General features: G+C 43.5%; 20 protein-coding genes. 1 reads left to right on the top strand and 19 read right to left on the bottom strand.

Annotated elements, in window-relative coordinates:
- Window positions 1-42: 42 nt before the first annotated feature.
- From ACAM39_RS02785 to ACAM39_RS02750, 8 genes are all read right to left on the bottom strand, one after another.
- The gene (locus tag ACAM39_RS02785) at window positions 43-1,026 is read right to left on the bottom strand and encodes a hypothetical protein (protein ID WP_369628152.1); all 984 of its coding nucleotides are present in this window, start codon (window positions 1,024-1,026) and stop codon (window positions 43-45) included.
- A 69-nt stretch (window positions 1,027-1,095) separates the two neighbouring features.
- Window positions 1,096-2,193, bottom strand: coding sequence for a 3-dehydroquinate synthase (gene aroB, locus ACAM39_RS02780; RefSeq protein ID WP_369628151.1), 1,098 nt, complete (start codon window positions 2,191-2,193; stop codon window positions 1,096-1,098).
- A gap of 68 nt (window positions 2,194-2,261) precedes the next feature.
- Window positions 2,262-2,798 (bottom strand): shikimate kinase, encoded by a 537-nt coding sequence (locus tag ACAM39_RS02775; RefSeq protein WP_160002372.1) that lies wholly within the window; start codon window positions 2,796-2,798, stop codon window positions 2,262-2,264.
- A 107-nt stretch (window positions 2,799-2,905) separates the two neighbouring features.
- Window positions 2,906-5,260 carry a type IV pilus secretin PilQ gene (gene pilQ / locus ACAM39_RS02770; protein ID WP_369628150.1) on the bottom strand — a complete coding sequence of 785 codons (2,355 nt, stop codon included), beginning with the start codon at window positions 5,258-5,260 and terminating at the stop codon, window positions 2,906-2,908.
- A gap of 17 nt (window positions 5,261-5,277) precedes the next feature.
- On the bottom strand, window positions 5,278-5,811 hold the full coding sequence (locus tag ACAM39_RS02765) for a pilus assembly protein PilP (protein ID WP_369628149.1): 534 nt from the start codon (window positions 5,809-5,811) through the stop codon (window positions 5,278-5,280).
- A complete protein-coding gene (locus tag ACAM39_RS02760; RefSeq protein WP_369628148.1) occupies window positions 5,811-6,560 on the bottom strand; it encodes a type IV pilus inner membrane component PilO in 750 nt (249 codons plus the stop codon). The genes ACAM39_RS02765 and ACAM39_RS02760 overlap by 1 nt, the downstream gene beginning before the upstream one ends.
- A 2-nt stretch (window positions 6,561-6,562) precedes the next feature.
- Window positions 6,563-7,234 (bottom strand): PilN domain-containing protein, encoded by a 672-nt coding sequence (locus ACAM39_RS02755; protein WP_135888357.1) that lies wholly within the window; start codon window positions 7,232-7,234, stop codon window positions 6,563-6,565.
- On the bottom strand, window positions 7,234-8,286 hold the full coding sequence (locus ACAM39_RS02750) for a pilus assembly protein PilM (RefSeq protein ID WP_369628147.1): 1,053 nt from the start codon (window positions 8,284-8,286) through the stop codon (window positions 7,234-7,236). The genes ACAM39_RS02755 and ACAM39_RS02750 overlap by 1 nt, the downstream gene beginning before the upstream one ends.
- Window positions 8,287-8,487: 201 nt before the next feature.
- Between ACAM39_RS02750 and ACAM39_RS02745 the strand changes: the two genes are divergently transcribed.
- Window positions 8,488-11,214, top strand: a complete 2,727-nt coding sequence (locus ACAM39_RS02745; protein ID WP_369628146.1) for a penicillin-binding protein 1A — start codon at window positions 8,488-8,490, stop codon at window positions 11,212-11,214.
- A 75-nt stretch (window positions 11,215-11,289) separates the two neighbouring features.
- On the opposite strand, the gene ACAM39_RS02740 is transcribed toward ACAM39_RS02745, so the two are convergent.
- The 11 genes from ACAM39_RS02740 to secE all read right to left on the bottom strand — a co-directional run bounded on the left by ACAM39_RS02740 (window position 11,290) and on the right by secE (window position 25,644).
- Window positions 11,290-11,808: a DUF6586 family protein gene (locus ACAM39_RS02740; RefSeq protein WP_369628145.1), complete on the bottom strand. Its 519-nt coding sequence runs from the start codon at window positions 11,806-11,808 to the stop codon at window positions 11,290-11,292.
- An 86-nt stretch (window positions 11,809-11,894) separates the two neighbouring features.
- A complete protein-coding gene (gene rpoC / locus ACAM39_RS02735) occupies window positions 11,895-16,127 on the bottom strand; it encodes a DNA-directed RNA polymerase subunit beta' (protein ID WP_369628144.1) in 4,233 nt (1,410 codons plus the stop codon).
- A gap of 145 nt (window positions 16,128-16,272) precedes the next feature.
- Window positions 16,273-20,391: a DNA-directed RNA polymerase subunit beta gene (gene rpoB, locus ACAM39_RS02730; RefSeq protein WP_369628143.1), complete on the bottom strand. Its 4,119-nt coding sequence runs from the start codon at window positions 20,389-20,391 to the stop codon at window positions 16,273-16,275.
- A gap of 537 nt (window positions 20,392-20,928) precedes the next feature.
- On the bottom strand, window positions 20,929-21,300 hold the full coding sequence (rplL, locus tag ACAM39_RS02725) for a 50S ribosomal protein L7/L12 (RefSeq protein WP_036597696.1): 372 nt from the start codon (window positions 21,298-21,300) through the stop codon (window positions 20,929-20,931).
- Window positions 21,301-21,369: 69 nt separating this feature from the next.
- Window positions 21,370-21,879 carry a 50S ribosomal protein L10 gene (gene rplJ / locus ACAM39_RS02720; RefSeq protein WP_007116396.1) on the bottom strand — a complete coding sequence of 170 codons (510 nt, stop codon included), beginning with the start codon at window positions 21,877-21,879 and terminating at the stop codon, window positions 21,370-21,372.
- A 342-nt stretch (window positions 21,880-22,221) separates the two neighbouring features.
- Window positions 22,222-22,722: an IS630 family transposase gene (locus tag ACAM39_RS02715; RefSeq protein WP_369628142.1), complete on the bottom strand. Its 501-nt coding sequence runs from the start codon at window positions 22,720-22,722 to the stop codon at window positions 22,222-22,224.
- Window positions 22,723-22,754: 32 nt separating this feature from the next.
- Window positions 22,755-23,135 (bottom strand): helix-turn-helix domain-containing protein, encoded by a 381-nt coding sequence (locus ACAM39_RS02710; RefSeq protein WP_101965293.1) that lies wholly within the window; start codon window positions 23,133-23,135, stop codon window positions 22,755-22,757.
- Window positions 23,136-23,184: 49 nt separating this feature from the next.
- Window positions 23,185-23,859 carry a 50S ribosomal protein L1 gene (gene rplA / locus ACAM39_RS02705; RefSeq protein WP_369628141.1) on the bottom strand — a complete coding sequence of 225 codons (675 nt, stop codon included), beginning with the start codon at window positions 23,857-23,859 and terminating at the stop codon, window positions 23,185-23,187.
- Entirely contained in the window at window positions 23,860-24,291 is a 432-nt protein-coding gene (rplK, locus tag ACAM39_RS02700; RefSeq protein ID WP_036597691.1) for a 50S ribosomal protein L11, read from the bottom strand.
- A gap of 214 nt (window positions 24,292-24,505) precedes the next feature.
- Window positions 24,506-25,036, bottom strand: coding sequence for a transcription termination/antitermination protein NusG (gene nusG, locus ACAM39_RS02695; protein ID WP_369628140.1), 531 nt, complete (start codon window positions 25,034-25,036; stop codon window positions 24,506-24,508).
- Window positions 25,037-25,176: 140 nt separating this feature from the next.
- Window positions 25,177-25,644: a preprotein translocase subunit SecE gene (gene secE, locus ACAM39_RS02690; protein WP_369628139.1), complete on the bottom strand. Its 468-nt coding sequence runs from the start codon at window positions 25,642-25,644 to the stop codon at window positions 25,177-25,179.
- Between the last annotated feature and the right edge of the window lie 17 nt (window positions 25,645-25,661).

Raw genomic sequence — 25,661 nt, 5'->3', positions numbered from 1 at the left:
CTGTTATTTGAAAACCAAACTGAACCAACCTGTCTAACCTCACTAGTTGGCTTGGGACTTCTGCTTGATTAACTCGCCCATGCTATCCTTTGAGGCATCTTTCGGTTTTGGCTTTTCTTCAGCCGGCTTGCTGTGGGTTTGTTTGGGTTTAACTTCAGCATTATCGTTCTTGCTATTGATAACTTTTGGTTCTGAACGGGTGACATTTGAGTCGTTACTGTTACTTTCAGCAATCACTTTACCTTCTTGGATAGAAAGGGTCTCTTGCGGATTGGCTGACTTTTCAATGCTAGTTTTTGGTGCTACGCGTTTTGGTTCTGCTGCTCTAGGGGTCGCAGCTTGTGGTTGTCGTTCAACTTTGGCTTTTGGCGCAGGCAATAATTTTGGTGTGGCGTTTAGTTTGACTTCTCGCGCGGCTGTCTTACCGACATCACGAAGGGGCGGCGCGACTTCATACTCATCCATTTGTGGAGCATACATTTTAAATTCCTCAGGAAATGCTTTGACCTCTTTTGGTAAATTAAAATTCACTACTTTAGCCGCGCCAACTGCTTCTTGTACTGAGCCAAATACGCCATAGGTGACCACAAAGCGTTTTTGGTTATGCGCATCAACGATACGAAAATAATTAAATTTATCACGATCGTCACGGCTATTTAGGTAATCGGTGACCACTTCGTGCTCCACCACGTTCATGACTTGAACTGTCCATTTACCGTTATTGGCCTTGATAAAGCGACTGTCCTTAAATTCTTTAGGATAGTTGCGCATATCACGAATCACCGCATCAAATTTGATGGGTCTAACTTTGGTATTGAGCTCTTCAGGTGTTTTGGCCAATAGGAGCGCGGTGGGATCTTGATTTTGATTGGCATTACTCGCTGCTTTCACCGCACTTTTGGCAGGCTTTACTGCAGAGGCAATCCACACCATGACCGTCAAGCCGCCTGCAATCGCCGCTAAAATCAGCCAAGTGGTCACTTTAAATGCCCATGAACGATACAGCGTAGATAAAGAATGCACCATAAAACAACCTTCTGTCTGAGGTAAGGTTAACGCCCGATAGGACGCTTTAACCCATCTATAAAATTTATATCAATTAGGTTTGTCAGTCAAAGCCAGCACGTCTGTCAGTAACGCTGGATCATACGCTGACGTCAATACCGCTTGTCCCAATTGTTCTAGTAATACGAGACGAATTTTGCCAGATTTGACTTTTTTATCATGCCCCATCAAATCCAGTGCTGTGTCCACCTCAATGACTGGCGGATGGGTGGGTAAATCAGCACAGGCGATTAAAGCACTGGCTCTGTCAACATCGTCGGCGCTAAGCCACCCTTGTTTTTGTGACAACTGCATCGCTTGAATCATACCTACCGCGACTGCTTCACCGTGCAGCCAATTGCCATAACCTTCATGCGTTTCAATCACATGACCAAAGGTATGACCAAAATTAAGTAGCGCGCGTGTATTAGCTTCAAACTCATCTTGCGCCACAATATCTGCTTTATGCTGGCAAGAAATCAGTACCGCTTGGGCTAATAAATTCAAATCGAGCGCGCGTAACGACGTTATATGGGTTTCAAGCCAAGCCAAAAACGCCACGTCGCCGATTAACGCGTATTTAATGACTTCCGCTAACCCTGCTGATAATTCACGCGGTGGCAAGGTCTTTAAGGTGGTCATATCTGCCAAAACAAGACGCGGCTGCCAAAACGCGCCAATCATATTTTTGCCCAAGCGATGATTGATGCCTGTTTTGCCGCCCACGCTAGAATCCACTTGCGATAACAACGTTGTGGGGATTTGGATAAAATCCACACCGCGCATAAAACTTGCTGCCGCAAAACCTACCATATCACCAATGACGCCACCGCCAAGGGCAATCAGCGTACAGTCACGGTTAAAATGATTTTCCATCAACTGATCATAAATACGGTCAATGCTTTGCTGGGTTTTATATTGCTCACCATCAGGTAAAATACAAGTCTTAATGAGTTTATCTGCAGGCAGACGTGCGACGAGTTTATCAAGATATAGGGGTGCAACTGTCTCATTGGTTACAACCAATACTTGTTTGCCGCCAATATAGTCAGCAAACTCAAAGGTTTCGATGAGATTTTCCCCAATAAAAATGGGATAGTCGTGTGAACGTGTATGGACAATTAACTCACGGCGCATGGCAGTACTCATATCAATGTTATCTTTTTGGCATCTAGCAGGTTGTCATCAATTAGCTTGTCATATCTACAGTGCTACATTTAGACGGTTATATTGGCGTCTTGCAATTGCAGCAAAATATCATGAACCATTTTTTTTGGGGAGCTATGACCCGTAACAATGGTGATGTCGGCAAGCTGCTGATAAATTGGGTCACGTTTACAAAAAAGCTCGGTTAGCTTTTGCTTAGGATTGTCTATTTGTAATAACGGACGGTTACGGTCACGACAAGTGCGTTCATATTGAATGTCAACTTCTGCCCGCAGATAGATGATTATACCACGTTTTAAAAAATGGTGATTTTCAGCGATAGTAACTGCCCCACCGCCTGTGGCTAGTACGATATGATCGAGCTGGGTTAGTTTATCAAGCACACGTGTTTCGCGTTGACGAAACCCTACTTCACCCTCTTTCTCAAAAATCCAGCTAATACTGGCACCTGAGACGCGTTCTATCTCCTGATCACTGTCATAAAACGTAAATCCAAGTTGCTGCGCCAACAGTTTACCAATTGTGGTCTTACCCGCACCCATTGGACCAATCAAAATAATTAACGGCTTAGGTTGATTACACTCCATAAAAAAACCACAAATCACTCTATAATATATTGAAAACATTATACTGTGATTTGTGGCAATGCGCTATAAGACTATTTTGTTATACAAAACGTCTGTTGCGGTGTCAATTAATTGATACGACCCGTGTCATTCACCAATTTTGGGGTCACAAAAATCAATAATTCTTGCTTGTTATTGCTTTTTGAGGTGCGTTTAAAGAAGCGATCAACATAAGGTAAATCCCCTAAGAAAGGGATTTTAGTCACATCGTTACCTAAGGTATTTTTAAAAACGCCACCGAGCACAACCGTTTGACCATCATCGACGACTACATTGGTTTTAATCGAATCTTTAGAAACCGCTGTCGCACCATTGATGATGGTTGGTGAACCATTTTCAATACTCAAATCCAGACCAATACGACCTTCAGGGGTAATATTAGGGGTCACTTCAAGACTCAATGCCGCTTCGATAAAGCTCGTTGAGGTCGCCCCACTGGCAGAGGCTTCTTGATAAGGGATTTGTGTGCCTGACATGATTTTGGCGGTTTGTTTGTCGGCGGTTAGCACTTTTGGACTGGAGATGACTTCACCTTTGTTATCCGCTTGCATGGCTGACAATTCTAAATCTAATAGTAAATCTGAAATGCTCAACAAGCCAAAGGCAATCGAGCCTGCGGCGTTGGTTGCCCCCAAATTGACACTGAGGTTATTAGCGGCAGTGAGACCACTATAGACTGGATAGGTAGTACCATCGGCATTCGTAGCCGTGGTATAAGTCTTAAGGTTATCAATGGTACTTAAATTACCACCCACTAGCAGGTTGCGATTACTTGCCGCGCCTTGCGATAAAATTCCCCATTTCACCCCAAGTTCTTTACTAAAGGTGTCTGTCGCACTCACAATACGAGCTTCAATCATCACTTGTTTGACGGCGATATCGATTTTACTAATCAAATCACGGATGTTGCTGATGGTTTCAGCGGTGTCTTTAACAATTAAGGTGTTGGTTCTGCTATCGATTGTGACTGTACCTCTGTCTGTTAACAATGAGCTGCTGCCACTAGAACGATCGGATGTTGCTCTACCTGCTTCAATCAGTGTTCGTACATTTTCTGCTTTGGCATAGTTGAGTCGGATATATTCGGTACGCAGTGGATCTAACACTTTTTTCTCTTGTTGCGCTTTTAACTCATCGGCTTCTTGTTTGGCAAGTTCTGCCGCCGGTGCCACCCAAATCACATTACCATTAACCCGTTTATCCAAATTTTTACTTTTTAGGATAATATCTAAGGCTTGATCCCAAGGCACGTTAATCAGACGCAAGGTAATATTACCACTGACGCTGTCACTGGCAACAATATTGGTATTGGTATGTTGTGCCAACACTTCTAAAATCGTCCGCACGCTGACATCTTGAAACTCTAGTGATAAAGGTGCCCCGCTGTAGGTACGTTCTTCAATAGTCGGCTCGCGCAGACGTTTGGGGGGATCGATATTGATATTTAGCTGATTGCCTGTTTGAAAGGCTTTATAGTCATAATCGCCTGTCATGGCAACACGAATCACGCCATTGCGTCCTTGGTTGGTTGCGATAACATCACGCACCAAGCCATTACCTACGGTCATTTGTTTTTGGAGGCGACTGGGAATGGTGGCGCCTGTCAGACGAATGACTAACTCGTCACCCATGCGCTGCACATCCACAGGGATACTGTCATTTACCAAATTAACGCTAATATTACCGCCGCCGTTCGAGGTACCATTAAAATTAATCGCCGCTAGACCATCATAGTTATATTGTTGAACAACCGCGGCAGCAGGATTTAATAAAGGATTGACTTTGACTACCATGGTATTGGCGGGTGGCGCGACTTTTGGTGTTTGGGTCACGACGGCAACAGGTGGTGGCGTTTGCACGACCACAGGCGGCGGCGTGACAATCACAGGGGCAGGAACAGGTTCAGTCACGACGACAGCAGGCGCTACTACTGCGGGCTGACTCACAACGACGGGGGTAGTCACCACAGGTGAAACGATTGCTGGATTGGTAGCTACGGTGGTTACTGCAGGGGTGCTTCCCTTCGGCTGCATGGAGACAACGAGGCGATTATTGACCACACGCGTACTATAGGTTGCTTGATTTGACAGTTCAATAATCATACGTGTCATACTGTCATTGGTCAGCGTGGTGACATTGTTGACATAGCCTTTGTTATAAGTTTGCATCCGTGATGAAATTTGATTATTCACATTGGGAAAATCCAACACCAGTCGTGTAGGTGAGACAAGTTCATAAGCCGTCGGGGTCACAGCACTATTAGCAAAGTCGATATTGAGCTCTGTTAACATAGCGCTCGGCGTGGTAACCGAGATATTTCTAATGGTATCAGCTGCAAACACGCTGCTAGATACTAACATCGCACTCATCGCTACCGCTAGCTTAGACGTTGAAGTTCGAAATGGATAGGCATTAAAATTCATTGAGTTATCCCTTTGTTTTATTGACTAACTGCGGCAACAATTGAGTTTGGTTTTTCGACATAGCCGACACGACTGTCTGGTATGATTTCAATTAAGTTAATTTGGGTTGGCGTAATCTCTGCAATACGCCCATCATTTTTACCCATATAATTACCCACTTTGACACTGGCAATGCCGCCATCTGGGCGTTGAACAAGACCATATACCTCGCCAGATGATGACACCATCGTACCTTTATAGGTAAGCTCATTCAACTCAAATTGTTCAAGCGGCTCTTTGAGTCGGGTTACATCAGGTCTGACTCCTTGCATTTGCTGTACTTGATTGGCTTGCAGCATTAAACTGGGCGGCATAAATGGGCTACGCAGCTGTGAAGCGCTGTAATTAAACTCTTGTACCACTTCAGGTGTCGGTGGTGGCTTTACCGGTTGCGCCGGCTGTTGACGGATGTCCTGCATTTGTTGCTCTGCCAAACCGACACGGTCGGTACAGCCAGATAAGAGGGCTAATAGCGCTAAGCAAATAGTGAGCGATTTTTTATTTATTGCCATTATTTGCTTCCTTTATTGTCAGACCCAGCTGGATTTTTTTGATTATCTTTTTGTGCCTTTTTCAATTCTTCTTCAGTTAGCTCTTTTGAACGATAAGTTTTAACGTTCAAAACAAGATTGGTTTCTGGTAGCTTGTCTAGGCTAGGACTAGGGTTGGTGACTTCAAAGTCATGTAAGGTAATAATGCGAGGTAGTTTAGCAAGCCCACTAATGAATGACCCAAATTGGTGATAATCTCCTAAAGCGGCAATACGAATTGGCTGCTCAATAAAGAACTCTTGCGACACTTCTGGCTCAACTTTGATATCCTGAAATTTGACATTGCTGCCCACACCAACCATATTAATCCCATCCACTAGGTCAGAAATACGGGTGTCTTTGGGTAATTGATTGAGCAGTTCTTTAAAATCAGACTGCATTTTTAATACTTGCGCTTGATATTCTTTTAAATGACGTGCTTTGGATTCTTTTTGGCGATATTGATCGAGCAAGGTTTGCTGCTCCGCTTCGGCAGCGGCAATCTCCTCACGTTTGGTACTAATCGGTAAAAACCAAGTTAAAAAGGCGATAACAGCGACCATAAATAGCAAGACGGTAACCTTAACAGGCACAGGCCAGCTACCATAATTGTTTTGGTCTAGTGATTTAAAGCTCTCGGCGAAGGCTTTAACATCAAACGATTTTTTTGCGGTAATTTGAACAGGTTTTTTGACGAGTCTCGGTCTTTTTAGCGGATTGGTTAATTTCACCGTTATTTCTCCTTACTCGCACTTGCTGCAACGCCACTTGCAGCGGTGGCACTGGCGACGTCGGTTTGCTTAACCATGGTTGTTACCACAAAAGTCACGTAATTGGCTTCTGGTAATGTTGCGCTGGTACTGCTAGCGCTGATGTTACCGGCAGCGGGTGCGGGTGTGGGGGCTTGATAAGCCACTGCATTGGGCTGCTGTATACTGACCACCGCCGATTTTTCTAACCACTGGGTTCCATCAAGACTGCGTATAAATGTTGAAATCACATTCGGGTTGTCGGCTTGACCGGTAAAGGTGATGGTATCAGCTTCACGCTTCATGCTGGTTAAATACATTTGTGCGGGGATAATTCTGGCAATATCGTCCCAAATACGAACAGGCACAGGGCGACGACCTTGCAAGTCTTGAATCACTTTCATACGCGCGATGATATCATCACGCTGCTGCTCAAGGGTTTCGATTTCTTTTAACGCCTTGTCCAAATTAGCGTTTTCTTGTTTGATGCGTTCATTAGCAAGCTGCTGGTTTTCTAGGGTATTTTTATAGTAACTCCATGCTGCAAAGGCACCGAGTAGCGATAAAAACAATACCGCAACCACTAAAGTCATAAACTCACGGTTTCTACGTTCTCGAAGTTCTTGACGCCAAGGAAGTAAATTAATCTTTGCCATTAATCAAAACTCCGTAACGCCAAGCCACAAGCCGCTATTAAGCTTGGCGCGTCCATAATCAGTAATTCAGTGTTGATATGGTTATTAATCGTCATATTTGAAAATGCATTGGCAATACCTGTGCGGGTACCAAGTTTTTGTTCAACCATGCTTGCTAGACCCGCAATGCTGGCACTGCCCCCACCCAACAAAATATAATCTACTTGGCTATTTTGGCTGGATGAAAAATAAAACTGCAGCGAGCGGGTGATTTGCTGCACAATGGCATCTAAAAATGGCATTAATACATCCGTATAGTAATCATCTGGCAATGACAGGGTGCGCTTATTAATCATCGCCTCCTCGAACGTCAAACCATAACGGCTTTGAATACTTTCAGTTAACTGGGCGCCACCAAAAAGCTGTTCACGGCTGTACACAAACTCCCCGTCTTTTGCAATATAAAGTGTGGTTTGGCTGTGCCCGATATCAATGAGGGCTACATGCTCAGGTTGACCTGGCAAGCTATCGACCATTAATTGAAAGGCGCGTTCAACTGCGTAAGCCTCTACATCCACAATTTTAGTTTCCATTCCCGCCAAAGCACCCGCATCGACACGCTGGTCGACGTTTTCAGTGCGAGAAGCAACTAACAATACCTTACACATATCAGGCGTGGCTGAAGGACCTATCACTTCAAAATCTAAATTAACTTCTGATAAAGGATAGGGAATATATTGGTCAGCATCCAGACGGATACGAGATTCTCTTTCAAGCTCTGTGAGATCCGCTTCCATCTCAATAATTTTGCTAATGACCGAAGACCCTGATACGGCTGTCGCGATATGTTTACTAGAAAAACCGCTACCACGGGATAATCTTGCGAGGGCGTCACTGACCGCGTCAATATCTACAATATTTTTATCCACAACTGCACCGCGGGGTAACGGTTCAATGCCGTAATTTCTTAAATGAAATAGACCTTGCTGCCGTGTTATTTCAACCATTTTTATCGCAGTGGTGGTGATATCTACCCCAACGACTAGCTTGTTGTTTTTTGTAAATAACCTCACAAGTTTGTTCCTTGTATACTAAGTTCGGTAACGTGATTTTTACTACGCTACAATACTTTAGAAACTTTAGAGATTCAACCTTTAGTTATGACTAATTTATTAGATGGCTTAAAAACAATATAAAAGCAAAATAGATTTTTCACAGAACTCAAATTTTTTTAGGTATAATGGGGCTTTATTTTGCTTTGAGCTAATGACTTTATGACCCAGTCGACTGCTGCTACCTTTACTTGGATGAAATTTTTACTCAATCTCTTGGTTGCAATTTTAGCGTTTCTTTTTATTTTGGTATTAGCTTTCCCCATCGGTTTTTATGGTATGGCGATGTATATATCACCTAGCCTGCCAAGCTTAGACGACCTTAAAAAAGCCAAGCTGTCAATGCCACTACAAATCTATACCGAGGACAACCAATTAATTGGTCAATACGGTAATGATATGTCTCTGCCAGTGAGTTATGAGCAAATTCCCAAAAATATGGTTAATGCTTTTTTAGCGGCCGAAGATTCGTCATTTTTTCAGCACAGTGGTATCAGTATTAAGGGCATTGGGCGCGCACTGACCGAAGCGGTGAGCGAGGATAGCCAGACAGGTGGGTCAACGATTACCCAGCAGGTTGCCAAAAATTATTTTTTATCCTCCGAACGTACCCTGAATCGTAAATTAACGGAGTTATTTTTAGCCCGTAAAATTGAAGAAAAGCTATCCAAACAAGACATCATGACCTTATATGTTAATAAAATCTATTTGGGTCAAGGTGCGTATGGGATTAAAGCTGCCGCTAAGCAATATTATAGTAAATCATTAAATAACCTAACCATTGCTGAAATGGCAATGATTGCCGGTCTGCCAAAAGCGCCATCCAAATACAATCCTGTTGCCAACCCTGAGCGCGCGTTAGAGCGGCGCAACTGGATTTTGGGTCAGATGCTTAAAAATGGCGCAATTAGCCAAGTGCAACACGACGAAGCGGTTGCCGCACCCATCGGACTGCGCCTATACCAAGCAAAGCTTGATAAAAACTTACCGTATTTGGCGGAAATGACCCGTGCCTCATTGGTAGAGCAATATGGCGAAGCTGTCATCAATTCGGGCTGGCGTGTGAAGCTTACCATTAATAGCGAAGCACAAGAAATTGCAGAAAACGCCATTAAACGCGGTCTATTTGCGTATGATCGCCGCCACGGTTGGCGCGGCGCCCCTGCTAATACAAAAGATAAAGAAAAACTTGGCAAGCTTGCCAATTTCCCGGTTATCCATTCTTTTTATCCGGTTGAAGTCACCAAAGTCTATCCTGGCAATGGCTTTGATGCGGTCATGAAAGACGGTACCCAGATTAAAGTGCCTTGGTCAAACATGCGCTGGGCGACATTGCACTATCGCAATCCGAACTCAGCATTTATCTCAAACAACATCGTTAACCTGCATGATATTGTGTATGTCACATCAAATGCTGACAACACCAGTTGGAGCTTGGTGCAAATTCCAGCCGTTGAAGGCAGCCTAGTATCGGTCAATCCAGAAACTGGCGCGTTACTTGCGGTCGTTGGTGGCTTTGATTTTAATAAAAGTAAATTTAACCGCGCCATTCAAGGCTATCGCCAACCAGGCTCAACCATCAAGCCATTAGTCTACACCACTGCCCTAGAAAAAGGCTTTAGCCCAGATACCATGATATCTGATGATCCATTGACCGTCGGTTCTTGGAAACCCAAGAACTCAGATGGGCGCAATTTGGGGATGATTCCACTGCGTAAAGGTTTATACCTATCGCGCAACCTAGTATCGATTCGAGTGCTACGTTCAGCGGGTATCTCTGATACACGTGAGCTACTCAATGAATTTGGGTTGGAAAAAGAACGCATGCCAAACACGTTATCATTGGCACTCGGTTCTGGTGAAGCGACCCCATTACAGATGGCTACGGGCTATGCGACCTTTGCCAATGGCGGTCACCGTATTCAACCTTATTTTATTCAGCAGATTTTTGACTACAACGGTAAGCTGCAATACCAAGCCAACCCAAAACAAGCCTGTGCAGTATGCTTTAACAATGATTTACAGCAAACCAATGAAGACAACTTAACAGCATTCCAAGAACAACAAACTGCTTTGTTAAGTGGTCAAAGTAAAAACATGCAAGCAGGCGATAAAGCGACTGAAAAATCTGATTTATTCAACGCAAACCCACTGGCTAAAACCAAAGAACCAGAAAATTTAGACAAACAAGATAAGAAAAAAATTAGCAAAGAAGAAGCGGCATTAGAAGCTAGCACTCAGCAAATGCTAGCACGCCAAGCGTCCCTTGAAGCGCAGTTATATGATGCAGGTCCCGACACTGATAAGCTAAAACCCATGCCTATTCAGTATATTGCAGCGCAGCAAGCGCCCCGTATTCTTTCTTCTAATGTGGCATTCCAAATGGCGAATATCTTACGTGATGTCATCCAGCGCGGTACCGCGATTAAGGCGCGGGCGTTAGGTCGCTCAGATGTAGGTGGCAAGACAGGTACTACCAATGATGCCAAAGATGCGTGGTTTGCTGGTATCCACCCTAGAATGGTGACGACAGTTTGGGTCGGTTTTGACCAACCGATCGGTATGGGTAAAAAAGAATTTGGTGGCGTGGCGGCGCTACCTATTTGGATGGATTTCACCTCTAAAATGCTCAAAGGTCAACCTGTGGAATGGGTATCAGTGAATAATCGCGCCAAATCCAAAAAACAAGAGCAGGAAACCATTGAGCTTACTGACAATGGTACTAGACGCGTCGATAGCAAGGGCAATGAAATCACCAGTGATGACAGTAAACCCCCGCAAGCGGTTACCCGAAAACGCCCTGAGGAACAAGCATCCGTGCCGATGCCCACGACGGGTAACAATATCAACTACGCTCAGTTAAATAGCAATAAACCACTGAATGAATGAGTCGTTAATAAAAAAGCTCGATTAATTATCGAGCTTTTTTATGGTCTTTGCTAAGCACCAAGGTTGATTAAACAATTAAAATTCAATCATCCCTTCTCGCAAACTATCGATAGTATCAACCAAATCGCCACGCCATTGGCGAATCATATCGACTGAAATATTGGTACTTGATGGGCTTGCCATAACATCAATCACTGGCAGTTTAGCATTTTTGTTGCTTTCATCACTCTCATTGCCGAGGTTTTGGGGCACAGGTTTATAGATAATTTGCTGCCATGCTTTTTCGATATCGCCCAAATAATCATTAGCTAATAGTTGCTTTAACCGCATGACTTCAGGTGATACTTGGGTTTTAGTTTCCAACGCATCACTAATTGATTGCAGACTGGGGTTTAGCATAGTTAAATTATAATAGCGTGCTACTTCCTGTAAAAATGCCAAATACCCGCTGTACAAATGCATAAGCGCGCTCTCTATATGCGCCTCTTGTAACTGACCCTTCTGGGTCTGCTCAGCTTGCTGACAATAAATTCGGCAAAAATACATTTTTTGATTGGTTCTATCTGCTTGATAACGTGCAACACGACCTGCCATATTGTTTCCTTAGACATTTGATACGGATATTTTGATGAAAAAAAAGGCCAGTTGCAAGCACCGGCCTTTTTATGACTGATTAACGATTATTTTGCATCTTGGCTATTAAACTCTTCAGCAAATTTGTCTTCAAATGACATTGACGCAGGCTCCATGTTTTCGGCAAACAAGGTGTCTAATGCTTCTAGCTGCTGATTTTCAGTAGCTTCTGTGGCGGTGGTTTTACCGCTCTCTAGACGCTGGGCATGGTAAGCTAGACCAGTACCTGATGGGACCAAGCGACCGACAACCACGTTTTCTTTTAGACCGCGTAAGTCATCAATCTTGCCAGTAACTGCTGCCGCCGTCAATACGCGCGTTGTTTCTTGGAATGACGCCGCAGAAATAAAGCTTTCAGTTGCCAATGAGGCTTTGGTGATACCGAGCAATAAACGGTCAAACTTGACTGGGAACTTGTTCTCTTCGTCGAGTTTTTTGTTCATGGCGACGATATCAGCGTATTCAGCTTGGTCACCTTTGAAGTAGCTTGAGTCACCTCCATCGGTAACTTCAACTTTACGTAGCATCTGACGAATAATCACTTCAATATGCTTGTCGTTGATTTTTACCCCTTGTAAGCGGTAAACGTCTTGTACTTCATTGACGATGTAATTGGCAAGCTCAGTTTCACCTTTTAAGCGTAAGATATCGTGCGGGTTTTGTGGACCATCGGCAATCACCTCACCACGCTCAACACGTTCACCCTCAAACACGTTGATTTGACGCCATTTTGGAATCAACTCTTCATGCACTTCGCCATCATCATTGGTGATGATAAAGCGGTTTTTACCTTTGGTGTCTTTACCAAAGCTTACTGTACCACTCATTTCCGCCATAATCGCATGATCTTTTGGACGACGCGCTTCAAACAAGTCAGCAACACGTGGTAGACCACCGGTAATATCTTTGGTACCTGATGATTCTTGTGGTACACGACCTAAAATCGAACCTGTTGTTACCTCATCGCCTTCACGCACACGAATGATGGTTTGCTGTGGTAAGAAATACACCACTTCTTTACCCTCTTTAGTATCAAGGATAATCGCAGGACGTAAATCTTTACCCGAGCTTGGGCGGTCTTTGGTCGCTAAGATTTCGTATGAGCTCATGCCTGTTGCTTCATCGATTTTCATGGTGGCGGTTAAGCCATCGGTGATTTCGCTAAAGCGTGCGGTACCTGATACCTCGGTAATGATTGGATGGGTATGCGGATCCCATTTACCAATGGTTTGACCTGGGGTAACTTCAGTTCCATCAGCCACTAGAATTGACGAACCATACGGTGCTTTATAGCGCTCACGCTCACGGCCCAATTCATCGGTAATACTAATTTCTGCAGAGCGAGAAACTACCACCAAATGACCGTCGGCATGGCTTACAGATTTCAAGTTTTGGAAGCGAACAGTACCGCCTTTATTAACCTGAATACTGTTTTCCACGGCTGCGGCGCTCGCGGCACCACCCACGTGGAAGGTACGCATGGTTAGCTGGGTACCCGGCTCACCGATTGATTGCGCTGCCATGACACCCACAGACTCACCAATATTGACGCGGTGACCACGTGCTAAGTCACGACCATAACATTGTGAACAGACACCATGTGGCACTTCACAAGTAATCACAGAACGTACCCAAACTTCGTCAATACCATGTTCATCAAGTACTTTTACCCAATGCTCATCCAGCAGGGTACCTGATGGGATGGCTAGTTCGCCTGTTTTATTTGACATCACATCTTTGGCGGTAACTCGACCTAGCACGCGGTCAGCCAATTGTTCAATGATTTCACCACCCTCAATGTGTGGCTTCATCAAGATACCTTTATCGGTACCACAATCAGGCTGGGTGATAACCAAATCTTGTGCAACGTCAACCAAACGACGGGTTAAGTAACCTGAGTTTGCTGTTTTGAGTGCCGTATCAGCTAGACCTTTACGGGCACCGTGCGTCGAGATAAAGTACTGTAAAACGCTTAAGCCTTCACGGAAGTTAGCTTTAATTGGGGTTTCAATAATCGAGCCGTCTGGTTTTGCCATCAGACCACGCATACCTGCCAACTGACGAATCTGTGCGGCACTACCACGCGCCCCTGAATCCGACATGATATAAATCGAGTTAAACGATTTTTCTTTTTCCGCTTCACCTTGGCTATTGACAACGGTATCTTGTGATAGGTTATCCATCATCGCTTTGGCGATTTGGTCATTGGTACGTGACCAAATATCAATGACTTTGTTATAACGTTCACCCGCGGTCACGAAGCCTTGTTCAAACTGGCTTTCAATCTCACGAACTTCCGCATCCGCCGCTTCGATGATTTTGTTTTTGGTAGGTGGAATGAGCATATCTTCCATACCAATAGATACACCTGACAACGTCGCTTGGGCAAAACCCAAATACATCAATTGGTCAGCAAACATGACGCTGTCTTTCACGCCCATTTTGCGGTAGCAAGAATTGATAAGGCGAGCGATGTTTTTCTTAGTCATCTCTTTGTTGACTTCATCAAAGCTCATACCTTTTGGGGTAATATTCCAAATTAAACAGCGACCCGCAACGGTATCAACCATTTTGGTAACGGTATTGGCATTGCCTTCTTCGTCATACGTGGTTTCTTCAATACGTACTTTAATTTTCGCATTGACGCTTAAATCACCAGTACCTAGCGCGCGATACACTTCTTTCACGTTTGAGAAAGTCATGTTTTCGCCTTTGGCATTGATGTGCGAGCGGCTGATGTAATACAACCCCAATACCACGTCTTGTGATGGCGTGATGATTGGCTCACCATTGGCAGGTGACAAGATGTTGTTGGTTGACATCATCAAGGCACGGGCTTCAAGCTGGGCCTCCAAAGTTAACGGTACGTGTACCGCCATTTGGTCACCATCAAAGTCGGCGTTGAACGCGCTACAAACTAGGGGATGTAGCTGAATTGCTTTACCTTCAATCAGTACAGGCTCAAATGCTTGTAAACCCAAACGATGGAGGGTCGGTGCACGGTTCAGTAGCACTGGGTGTTCACGAATCACGCTGGCAAGCATATCCCACACTGCCGGTTCTTCACGCTCAACCATTTTCTTAGCGGCTTTGATAGTAGTCGCGATGCCATTTTGCAAAAGTTTGGCATAAGTAAAGGGTTTGAACAGTTCAAGTGCCATTTTTTTAGGCAAGCCACATTGGTGTAGACGCAGGTATGGACCCACTGTAATGACCGAACGACCTGAATAGTCAACACGTTTACCAAGAAGGTTTTGACGGAAACGACCTTGTTTACCTTTAATCATATCGGCTAAAGATTTCAAAGGACGTTTGTTGCTACCTGTAATCGCACGACCGCGGCGACCATTGTCAAGCAGCGCATCCACTGACTCTTGTAACATACGTTTTTCGTTACGTACGATGATGTCAGGCGCATTGAGCTCTAACAAGCGTTTTAAACGGTTGTTACGGTTAATGACGCGGCGGTATAAGTCATTTAAGTCTGAAGTGGCAAAACGACCCCCTTCAAGCGGTACCAATGGACGCAAATCAGGTGGCAATACAGGTAACACCGTCATTACCATCCACTCAGGCTTATTGTTTGAATCACGGAATGACTCAAGCAATTTTAGGCGTTTTGACATTTTTTTAAGTTTGGTTTCTGAACCTGTATTCGGAATTTCTTCACGTAACTGGTCGATTTCCAAATCCACGTCAATATCACGCAGCAAGTCTTGAACCGCTTCAGCACCCATTTTTGCAGTGAACTCATCACCAAACTCTTCAAGAGCTTTGAAGTAATCTTCATCATCGAGCAACTGATATTTTTCAAGGCTAGTTAAACCTGCGTCAGTCACTACATAGCTTTCAAAATACAATACGCGCTCGATATCACGTAAAGTCATATCAAGTAATAGACCGATACGGCTTGGTAATGATTTTAAGAACCAAATATGCGCAACTGGGCTTGCTAGCTCAATGTGACCCATACGATCGCGGCGTACTTTGGCGGCGGTCACTTCAACGCCACATTTTTCACAGATCACGCCTTGGAATTTACGGCGTTTGTATTTACCACACAAGCATTCGTAGTCTTTAACAGGTCCAAAAATTTTGGCACAAAAAAGACCATCACGTTCTGGTTTGAAAGTACGATAGTTGATGGTTTCAGGCTTTTTAACTTCCCCATGCGACCAAGATTTGATGGTGTCAGGTGAGGCAAGAGAAATTTGAATGCTGTCGAACTCTTGGTTACCAGAGTCGGCAGGGCTTTTCATGATGTCTAATAAGTCTTTCAAACTGCTTCTCCATCGATTAAATTGAAGGTCGCTACAGATTGACTTTCAATTTAAGGTTAATTTTTATTCGTTTGTCATTAACAAGGTAAACTATTGAGTTTTAGTATAGCGACCTTATTAAAGCCGCCATACTTACAATCACGGCTTAGTTTTTACTTTTGCTATGATCTTTTAACTCAATATTGATACCTAATGACTTAATCTCTTTGGTCAATACGTTGAACGATTCTGGCATACCGGCTGACATGTTTTGTTCACCATCAACGATGTTTTTATACATACGGGTACGACCTTCGACGTCATCGGATTTCACCGTCAACATCTCTTGCAATGTATAAGCAGCACCGTAAGCTTCAAGTGCCCAAACCTCCATCTCACCGAAGCGCTGACCACCAAACTGGGCTTTACCACCCAATGGCTGCTGGGTAACCAGTGAGTAAGAACCCGTTGAACGTGCGTGCATTTTGTCGTCAACCAAGTGGTTGAGTTTGAGCATGTACATATAACCCACGGTTACAGGACGATCAAACTGTTGACCGGTACGACCATCAAACAATACTTGCTGACCCGAGGTTGGCATACCCGCTAATTCTAGCAAGCCTTTGATTTGCTGTTCTTTAGCGCCATCAAATACTGCCGTACCCATTGGTACGCCTGCACGTAGATTTTTTGACATCGTAATGATTTCCTCATCACTGATGCTGCCTAAATCCACTTGCTCGCCGCCAATTTGGTTATAGATTTTGTCTAAGAAATCACGTAACTCAGCAACTGCTGCTTGTTGTTTGATCATCTCGTCAATTTTGATGCCCAAACCCCGTGCTGCACCACCTAAGTGAGTTTCTAGAATCTGACCGACGTTCATCCGCGATGGTACGCCTAGTGGGTTTAACACCACATCCACTGGGTTACCGTTTTCATCATATGGCATGTCTTCAATCGGCATAATACGTGATACCACCCCTTTGTTACCATGACGACCCGCCATTTTGTCACCTGGCTGAATACGACGTTTTACTGCCAAGTACACTTTGACGATTTTTTGCACGCCATGCGTTAAGTCATCACCTGCCGTTAATTTGCGTTTTTTCTCAGTAAATTTTTCATCGATTTCTTTTTGTTTATCGGTTAAAAAGTCACCAATTTGTGATAAACGCTCTGCGGTATCTTCTTGGGTTGGCTGAATATCCAGCAATGTTTCAAGTGACATATCTTGCATTGACGCTTCACTCAACACTGTACCTGATTTTAAGCCCGCGCCACCACTCACAGTTTGACCGTCGAGCAATGAAATAATACGGCCGCGTGCGGCGTTTTCAAAGATACGCAATTCTTCTTTTAAGTCTTTACGATAGCTATCAAGCTGGGCTTTTTCGATAGCTTGCGCACGGCTGTCTTTTTCCACGCCATCACGGGTAAAGACTTGGACGTCAATCACCGTACCTTTGGTAGAAGAAGGCACTCGCAACGACGTATCTTTAACGTCCGCGGCTTTTTCACCAAAAATTGCACGAAGTAGTTTTTCTTCAGGGGTGAGCTGGGTTTCACCTTTTGGTGTCACTTTACCTACTAAGATGTCGCCACCTTGTACTTCTGCACCAATATAGACGATACCTGCTTCATCCAAATTAGCTAGAGCTGCTTCACCCACGTTTGGAATATCGCCAGTGATTTCTTCCGTACCCAATTTGGTATCACGCGCCACACAGGTCAATTCCTGGATGTGGATGGTAGTAAAACGATCTTCTTTAACCACACGCTCAGATAACAAAATTGAGTCTTCGAAGTTGTAACCGTTCCAAGGCATGAACGCCACACGCATGTTTTGACCCAATGCCAACTCACCCAAATCGGTTGATGGGCCGTCTGCCAAGATATCCCCACGCGCAATGAAATCACCTTGGTTGACGATAATGCGTTGGTTAATACAGGTATTTTGGTTTGAACGGGTGTATTTGATTAAGTTATAGATATCAATGCCCGCTTCGCCCGCTTGCATTTCATCTTCATTCACTTTTACAACGACACGGCTCGCATCCACGTCCATAATGACACCGCCACGTTTGGCAGTCACACACACACCTGAGTCACGGGCAACGTGACGCTCCATACCAGTACCAACCAGTGGTTTGTCAGAACGTAAAGTGGGTACCGCTTGGCGCTGCATGTTTGAACCCATCAAGGCACGGTTAGCATCGTCATGTTCCAAGAATGGAATTAAACTTGCTGCCACAGACACAACCTGACGCGGTGATACGTCCATATGGGTCACTTTCTCTGGTGCCATACGCACAAACTCACCATAGTTACGCACAGAGACATAATCCTCTGTCAATTGACCGCTTTGGTCAATCGGCGAATCCGCTTGTGCAATCACAGTGCCCACTTCTTCAATCGCTGATAAATACTCGATTTCATCCGTCACTTTACCGTCAACTACTTTACGATAAGGAGTTTCTAGGAAACCAAATTCATTGGTTTTAGCATAGACAGCTAGTGAGTTGATTAGACCGATGTTTGGACCTTCAGGGGTTTCAATCGGACACACACGACCATAATGGGTTTGGTGTACGTCACGGACTTCAAAGCCTGCACGTTCACGTGTTAAACCACCTGGACCTAATGCAGAAACACGACGCTTATGGGTGATTTCTGACAACGGGTTGTTTTGGTCCATAAACTGTGACAATTGTGATGAACCAAAGAACTCTTTAATGGCGGCTGCCACAGGTTTTGAGTTGATCAAATCTTGTGGCGATAAGTTATCTGTTTCAGCTGAGCTTAGACGCTCTTTAACAGCACGCTCAACACGGACTAAACCCACGCGAAATTGATTTTCTGTCATCTCACCGACTGAACGAACCCGGCGATTACCTAAATGGTCAATATCGTCCACTACCCCACGACCATCACGAATTTCAATCAACATTTTTAATACGTCAATAATATCTTCGTTGGTCAATACACTGCGTTCACGCTGCACATCAGGGTCATTGGTTGGCTCATAGACTCGGCCCAAACGACGGTTGAACTTCATGCGACCGACATTTGATAAATCATAGCGGTCTGCATTAAAAAACATCGATTCAAACAGTTTTTCAGCCGTATCAAGTGTTGGTGGCTCACCTGGACGCATCACTTTATAGATTTCAATCAACGCTTCTTCACGGCTCATCGCGGTATCCGCGCGCAGTGTATCGGCAATGTATGAACCATGATCGATATCGTTAGTGAATAAAATATCAAATTCTTTAATACCGTTATTGCTAATTTTGACCAAAGTCTCGTGATCGAGCAATTGGTTAGCGCGTGCAATAACTTCATCATCCACAACGATATCTTGTGCCAAAATACGTTCATACAAGTATTCATCAGGCACAGATAATTTAGTCATACCGGCTTGTTCGATTTTACGAATGGCGCGCGCGTTGATACGTTTGCCTTGTTCGACAATCACTTCACCATCAGGTGAAACGATTTCAAACTGCGCCATTTCACCGCGTAAACGGTCAGTGACAAGGTCGATTTCAAATTGCTCATCACCTTTATAGACGTGGGTTTTTTCATAAAACGCATCTAAAATTTGCTGTGTATTCATCCCAATGGCATGCAAAATCACCGTTGCCAATAATTTACGGCGGCGGTCAATACGAGCAAACACCAAATCTTTGGCATCAAATTCAAAGTCTAACCATGAACCACGGTAAGGAATAATACGAGCGTTATACAGCACTTTACCACTTGAATGTGATTTGCCTTTGTCATGGTCAAAAAATACCCCAGGTGAACGGTGTAGTTGCGATACGATGACACGCTCAGTACCATTAATCACAAAGGTACCATTTTCGGTCATCAATGGGATTTCACCCATATAGACGCTTTGTTCACGGATATCTTTAATTGCCGCTTTCGCATCTTTGTCTTTAACATCTTTGTCTTTGATGACCAAACGAATTTTTACACGTAATGGTGCTGCATAGGTTGAACCACGTAAAATACATTCGCGCACATCAAATTCTGGTGTACCTAGATAATATTCAACAAATTGTAGCTCGGCATTGCCGGTATGGCTTTCAATAGGGAAAATAGAATTAAAAGCGGCTTGTAAACCAATGTTTTCCCGACCTTTTGGCTTTTTATTTTCTTGCAAAAATTGCTCATACGAGTCAACTTGGATGGCCAATAAGTATGGCACGTCCATGACGGTGGGCAACTTTGCAAAACTTTTACGAATGCGTTTTTTTTCAGTATACGAGTATGCCATTAAAAGTCCTTAAACATTCAAAGCGTTAATGCCTACCCATCTATCAATACTTCAGTGCACTCATACCGCTATGCACTGATAAAGCCACAAATCACCACATTTCCTGTTAGGAAATTAAGTTTTTTGCGCATTTATTAACGATGGAATCTATTTTTAAAAGATTTGATGACCCAATCCCTACAGTCTTAAGTCACCAACTTAAATCCAATTTCCTAACGGAAATCTTAAAACCTTGCTCAATCAGCGGATAAGTTAATCATCACAGGATGGATAACTCAATCGGCAATATAATATAAAATCGATACAAACAAAAACTGTAGAGACGACAAAAAGCCAAACACCTTTGGGGTATTTAGCTCAAGTTTTTTACGCATTACCAGACTTTCTAACTTGCATGGAACAATTCTGTCCTTGGTGCGTGTGCCATCTTATGTTCAATCAGACACGAAAGGTCAAGAGAATGATTATAATAAAAAAAAGCTATTATTGCAAGTGCAATAATAGCTTTTTGAAGTTTAGAAAACTTAAGTGCGAGAATTATTTCAATTCTACTGATGCGCCTGCTTCTTCTAATTTTTTCTTCAATTCTTCAGCTTCAGCTTTCGCTACGCCTTCTTTAACTGTTTGTGGTGCGCCTTCAACTAGGTCTTTAGCTTCTTTTAAGCCCAAGCCAGTGATTTCGCGAACTGCTTTAATAACAGCTACTTTCTTGTCGCCAGCGCCAGTTAATACAACGTTGAAGTCGTCTTTTTCTTCTGCTGCAGGTGCGTCACCGGCTGCTGCAGGTGCTGCTGCTAGTGCAGCGGCTGATACGCCAAATTTTTCTTCCATTGCAGAGATAAGATCTACAATTTCCATTACTGATTTTTCAGCGATTGCATCAAGAATTTCTTGGTTAGTTAATGCCATGATGTGTATTCCTAAATAAGTGAATTTGGTTTAAAAAATGCTAAGCGTAGCTAAGTTTGCTTAAACAAATTAAGCTGCTTCGCCTTCGCCTTGCATTTTGTCGCGTAATGCTGCCAAAGTACGAACAAATTTGCCTGCAGCGGCTTCTTTCATCGTACCCATTAAGCGCGCAATCGCTTCGTCGTAAGTTGGTAAGCTTGCTAAACGATCGATATCTTTAGCAGCGATAAACTCGCCTTCAAAAGCTGCGCCTTTAATTTCAAACTTATCGTTTGTTTTAGCAAATTCTTTGAACAAACGTGCCGCAGCACCTGGATGTTCAGTTGAGAATGCGATAAGTGTTGGACCTACAAATACGTCATTTAACACAGTGTAGTTAGTGTCTTCTAACGCACGACGTAATAAAGTATTACGCACGATACGCATATCGACACCCGCTGCACGAGCTTCTTTACGCAGTTGGGTCATTTTACCTACTGTCACGCCACGAGCATCGGCAACAACAGCAGAAAGGGCACCTTTGGCAGATTCACTTACTTCAGCAACAATCGCTTGTTTGTCTTGAAGATTTAATGCCATGGGTTGTCTCCATATTATCAGTTACCTAGTTATGATTAACTTAGGGCACCAATAAACCTAGTTAATATAATAAGTTAAAGCACAACTTATTATCACTCCGATACGGTGGCAGTCAATGATAAAATTAACTTGCCATCCCGTCTGCGTAGGCTGTGAAAAACTTTCACAATTAAACTATTTACGATTAAACCAATAGAATTATGATTAAACCAATAGAACCTACGGTCTTAGACAGCACAACCCGTTTGTGCTGAACTAAATTTAAAATATGTTAAAAATTCACCATTAAGCGTGATAGCTTAGGCATTACGATAAGGAACTGCATCTATAGTAAACCCTAAATTAAACTGCACAGTATTTAACACAATCATGAAGCGAATCGAAGTCATTAATCGAGAGTTTTACCTTTTGCTTAACCACTGCCCACTTATGCTCCACAGGATTTAACTCAGGAGAATAAGGTGGTAAGTACAGTAACGTTAAGTTGTATTTTTCGGCAATCTGTTTTAAATCACCACCCCGATGAAAACGCGCGTTATCCATGATTAAAAAACGCTGTGGGTAGCTGTCGAGTTCATCTTTAGGCAAAGATTGACCAAGCGTGTGAAGCCAATTTTCTACCGTATCACGCTTACACCCACCTTCAAAGGTCACAGGCGCAATCAGTTTAAATTCAGCCATACTCATTGCACCGATAAGATTTAAGCGTTTGCCTTTATTGGCATCCATTTTAGCATAGCAAGGTGTGCCAACCGGTGACCAGCTACGATGATAGCTTTGTCTTTGGTAAAAGCCTGTTTCATCCATAAATAGGATGTTGGTTAGACCAAACCAAAAAGCCATGATAGCTAAACATACGCTGAAACCTTGCTGTTTTACGGGGTCTGATTCTTTGTAGGTGAAGGTCTTTTTTTAAATGTCCAGTTGATACGATGTAAGGTATCGACAAACGCATTGTAGGATATACTGACATCGGGATGGTCTTTTAAATATTGTTCTCGTAGCTGTTTAGCGGTATCAAATTGTTTAGCTTTGACATATCGTTCAAAGCTATCAAGGTCAGTGATGATGTGTTTTACACCCGTTGGTTGTGCTTTCTTAGGTTCGGTATTGCCTTGGTCGTGGTACAAGGCTATCCAACTGTTAAGCGTGTTGCGACAGATGCCGAATATTCTCGCTGTTTTGCTTTTGTTATTTGTTTCTTGCCAGTAGGCTATGGTGCGTTTGCGTAAGTCTTGGTCGTATAGGTTTGGCATGGTGCTATCTATGAAAGTTTAAGTTGTGTTCATTATAATACAGGATTTACTATAAATTGATGCCAGGACCCATCGTGCTTGATAAGGTGATTTTTTTGATATAAATACCTTTTGAGGTCGCAGGTTTTGCTTTTTTCAAATCAGCGATTAACGCAGACGCATTTTGCTCGATTTGTTCAGCGCTAAAGCCTACTTGACCAATCGTGGTATGAATAATACCCGCTTTATCAACACGGTAAGTTGCCTGACCCGCTTTAGTATTTTTAACCGCTTCAGCAACGTTAGGGGTCACTGTACCTACTTTAGGGTTTGGCATTAAGCCACGTGGACCTAAAATTGTACCTAATTGACCGACAACGCGCATTGCATCAGGCGACGCAATCACAACATCAAAGTCCATGTTGCCCGCTTTGATGCTTTCCGCTAGGTCTTCAAAACCTACGATATCAGCACCCGCTTCTTTTGCGGCATCCGCTGCTGCGCCTTGTGCAAACACGGCAACGCGTTTGGTTTTACCGGTACCTGCAGGTAGGTTAGTAGCACCACGAACCACTTGGTCAGATTTACGTGGGTCAACGCCTAGATTGATAGCAATATCGATTGACTCTTTGAATTTTGCAGGTGGTAATTTGTTTAGGATTTCCACCGCTTCAGTCAACGTGTATTGTTTGTTCGCATCATAGCTTTCAGCGATTGCTTTTTGACGTTTAGTTAATTTAGCCATTTACACGCCCTCCACGTCAATACCCATTGAGCGAGCAGTACCCGCCAATGTGCGAACCGCAGCTTCTAAGTCAGCAGCAGTTAAGTCAGCATTTTTAGTGTTAGCAATTTCTTCTAACTGTGCACGGTCGACTTTACCTACTTTAGTTTTGTTCGGTACGCCTGAACCTTTAGCAGCACCTGCAGCTTTGCGAATTAAGAACGCCGCTGGTGGTGACTTCATGATGAAGGTAAACGATTTGTCGTTGTAAACAGTGATTTCAACGGGAACAGGTAAACCTGGTTCCATGCTAGAAGTAGCTGCGTTGAACTCTTTACAGAATGCCATGATGTTCACACCTTTTTGACCCAATGCTGGACCGATAGGTGGTGATGGATTAGCTTTACCAGCTGGCACTTGTAGTTTGATGTAACCATCAATCTTTTTAGCCATGATAGACTCCTGTTATGGGTAATAGCGCTAGACTCCCACTCATCGAATGGTTCTCTGGCTCCCCGGGTGATATTGTCAATCTTGCAGACAACAGAAAAAATAAAGTGCCATATTATAAGCGAATTTTTACCGAGGTAAAGCAAAAATTGCTAAATTTGGCACTTAGTTACAATTTTAGGGTCAGAAACCCATAAAAAAGCAAAGCTATCAAAAATTAGTTAATTTTCTCTACTTGCTTAAACTCTAGCTCAACCGGTGTTGGACGGTTAAAGACATTGACAGTTAACTGTAAGCGTGATTTTTCGTAATCCACTTTTTCTACTAAGCCTCTAAAATCGGTAAACGGACCATCGATGACCAACACTTCTTCCCCTGGCTCAAATAAGGTTTTTGGACGCGGTTTATTTTCGTTGGTATTTAAACGATTTAAAATGGTATCGGCTTCTTTTGGGGTAATGGGTGCAGGGTTTTCTGGCGTACCGCCAATAAAGCCCATCACACGTGGACAGTCTTTCACTAAATGCCATGTGTTGTCGTTCATATCCATTTCAATCAATACGTAACCTGGGAAGAATTTACGCTCAGATTTGCGTTTTTTGCCATCCCGCATTTCGATAACTTCTTCGGTTGGGACAAGTACTTGACCAAACAATTCTTTGTATTCGCTGCGATTGATACGTTCAATCAATGAACGCTGCACTTGTTTTTCAAAGCCTGAAAATGCTTGTACGATATACCAACGCATGGATAATCTTCCTCTAATTCATTGCTAAACACATCGCCTACTATACCAAATATGAGCAATGCAGGTAAAATATTGATATTGCTAGATAGATAAAAACCCACAGATGTGGGTCAAATAAAAGGGGTTTGGCTAAATTTTTGCTATTGACCAATGACGTATTGAATCAACTGGCTAAATACGGTATCTAATAACCACACGATAAAGGCTAATATCCCAGCCACTACCGCAACTTGCCAAGTGTATTCAAGGGTTTCTTGTTTGCTCGGCCAAGTCACACGGCGTAATTCAACGCGGGAATCTTGCAACAGTGTTTTAAAAGCACTGCCTTGGTTGGTCAATGCCAGTGCCAATAATGCAGCAATGATTAGTCCAGCAATAACAGCCACGCGCATCCATAAACTGCTAGCGGGTTGCCAATATGCGGGTAAATATTGATTAACTAAAGTTGCGCTGATTAATGCGACAAAAGCAAAAATCCACAGGGCAAAATCTTTAGGGGAGTGTCGTTTGGCAATCTCAATAGCAGCAGGTTCGTGGACAACCACTTTTTCACCAGACATCCTTTTGCCATTGAGCTCTGCTAGTTTGTTCTCTAGCATTTGTTTCATAAGGCTGCCCTGTCTAT

Origin of the sequence: Moraxella sp. K02 (assembly GCF_041154755.1) — a bacterium.
GTDB lineage: Bacteria > Pseudomonadota > Gammaproteobacteria > Pseudomonadales > Moraxellaceae > Faucicola.
Note: the sequence above shows the minus strand (reverse complement) of the source record. Positions and strands in the feature narration are given on the sequence as shown.

Coding starts and splice junctions, on each gene's coding strand:
- ACAM39_RS02785 (WP_369628152.1), bottom strand. CDS start 1,026: ATGGTGCATTCTTTATCTACGCTGTATCGTTCATGGGCATTTAAAGTG.
- aroB (WP_369628151.1), bottom strand. CDS start 2,193: ATGAGTACTGCCATGCGCCGTGAGTTAATTGTCCATACACGTTCACAC.
- ACAM39_RS02775 (WP_160002372.1), bottom strand. CDS start 2,798: ATGGAGTGTAATCAACCTAAGCCGTTAATTATTTTGATTGGTCCAATG.
- pilQ (WP_369628150.1), bottom strand. CDS start 5,260: ATGAATTTTAATGCCTATCCATTTCGAACTTCAACGTCTAAGCTAGCG.
- ACAM39_RS02765 (WP_369628149.1), bottom strand. CDS start 5,811: ATGGCAATAAATAAAAAATCGCTCACTATTTGCTTAGCGCTATTAGCC.
- ACAM39_RS02755 (WP_135888357.1), bottom strand. CDS start 7,234: ATGGCAAAGATTAATTTACTTCCTTGGCGTCAAGAACTTCGAGAACGT.
- ACAM39_RS02745 (WP_369628146.1), top strand. CDS start 8,488: ATGACCCAGTCGACTGCTGCTACCTTTACTTGGATGAAATTTTTACTC.
- ACAM39_RS02740 (WP_369628145.1), bottom strand. CDS start 11,808: ATGGCAGGTCGTGTTGCACGTTATCAAGCAGATAGAACCAATCAAAAA.
- rpoB (WP_369628143.1), bottom strand. CDS start 20,391: ATGGCATACTCGTATACTGAAAAAAAACGCATTCGTAAAAGTTTTGCA.
- rplL (WP_036597696.1), bottom strand. CDS start 21,300: ATGGCATTAACTAACCAAGAAATTCTTGATGCAATCGCTGAAAAATCA.
- rplJ (WP_007116396.1), bottom strand. CDS start 21,879: ATGGCATTAAATCTTCAAGACAAACAAGCGATTGTTGCTGAAGTAAGT.
- ACAM39_RS02715 (WP_369628142.1), bottom strand. CDS start 22,722: ATGGCTTTTTGGTTTGGTCTAACCAACATCCTATTTATGGATGAAACA.
- ACAM39_RS02710 (WP_101965293.1), bottom strand. CDS start 23,135: ATGCCAAACCTATACGACCAAGACTTACGCAAACGCACCATAGCCTAC.
- rplA (WP_369628141.1), bottom strand. CDS start 23,859: ATGGCTAAATTAACTAAACGTCAAAAAGCAATCGCTGAAAGCTATGAT.
- rplK (WP_036597691.1), bottom strand. CDS start 24,291: ATGGCTAAAAAGATTGATGGTTACATCAAACTACAAGTGCCAGCTGGT.
- nusG (WP_369628140.1), bottom strand. CDS start 25,036: ATGCGTTGGTATATCGTACAAGCATTTTCAGGCTTTGAAAAACAAGTG.
- secE (WP_369628139.1), bottom strand. CDS start 25,644: ATGAAACAAATGCTAGAGAACAAACTAGCAGAGCTCAATGGCAAAAGG.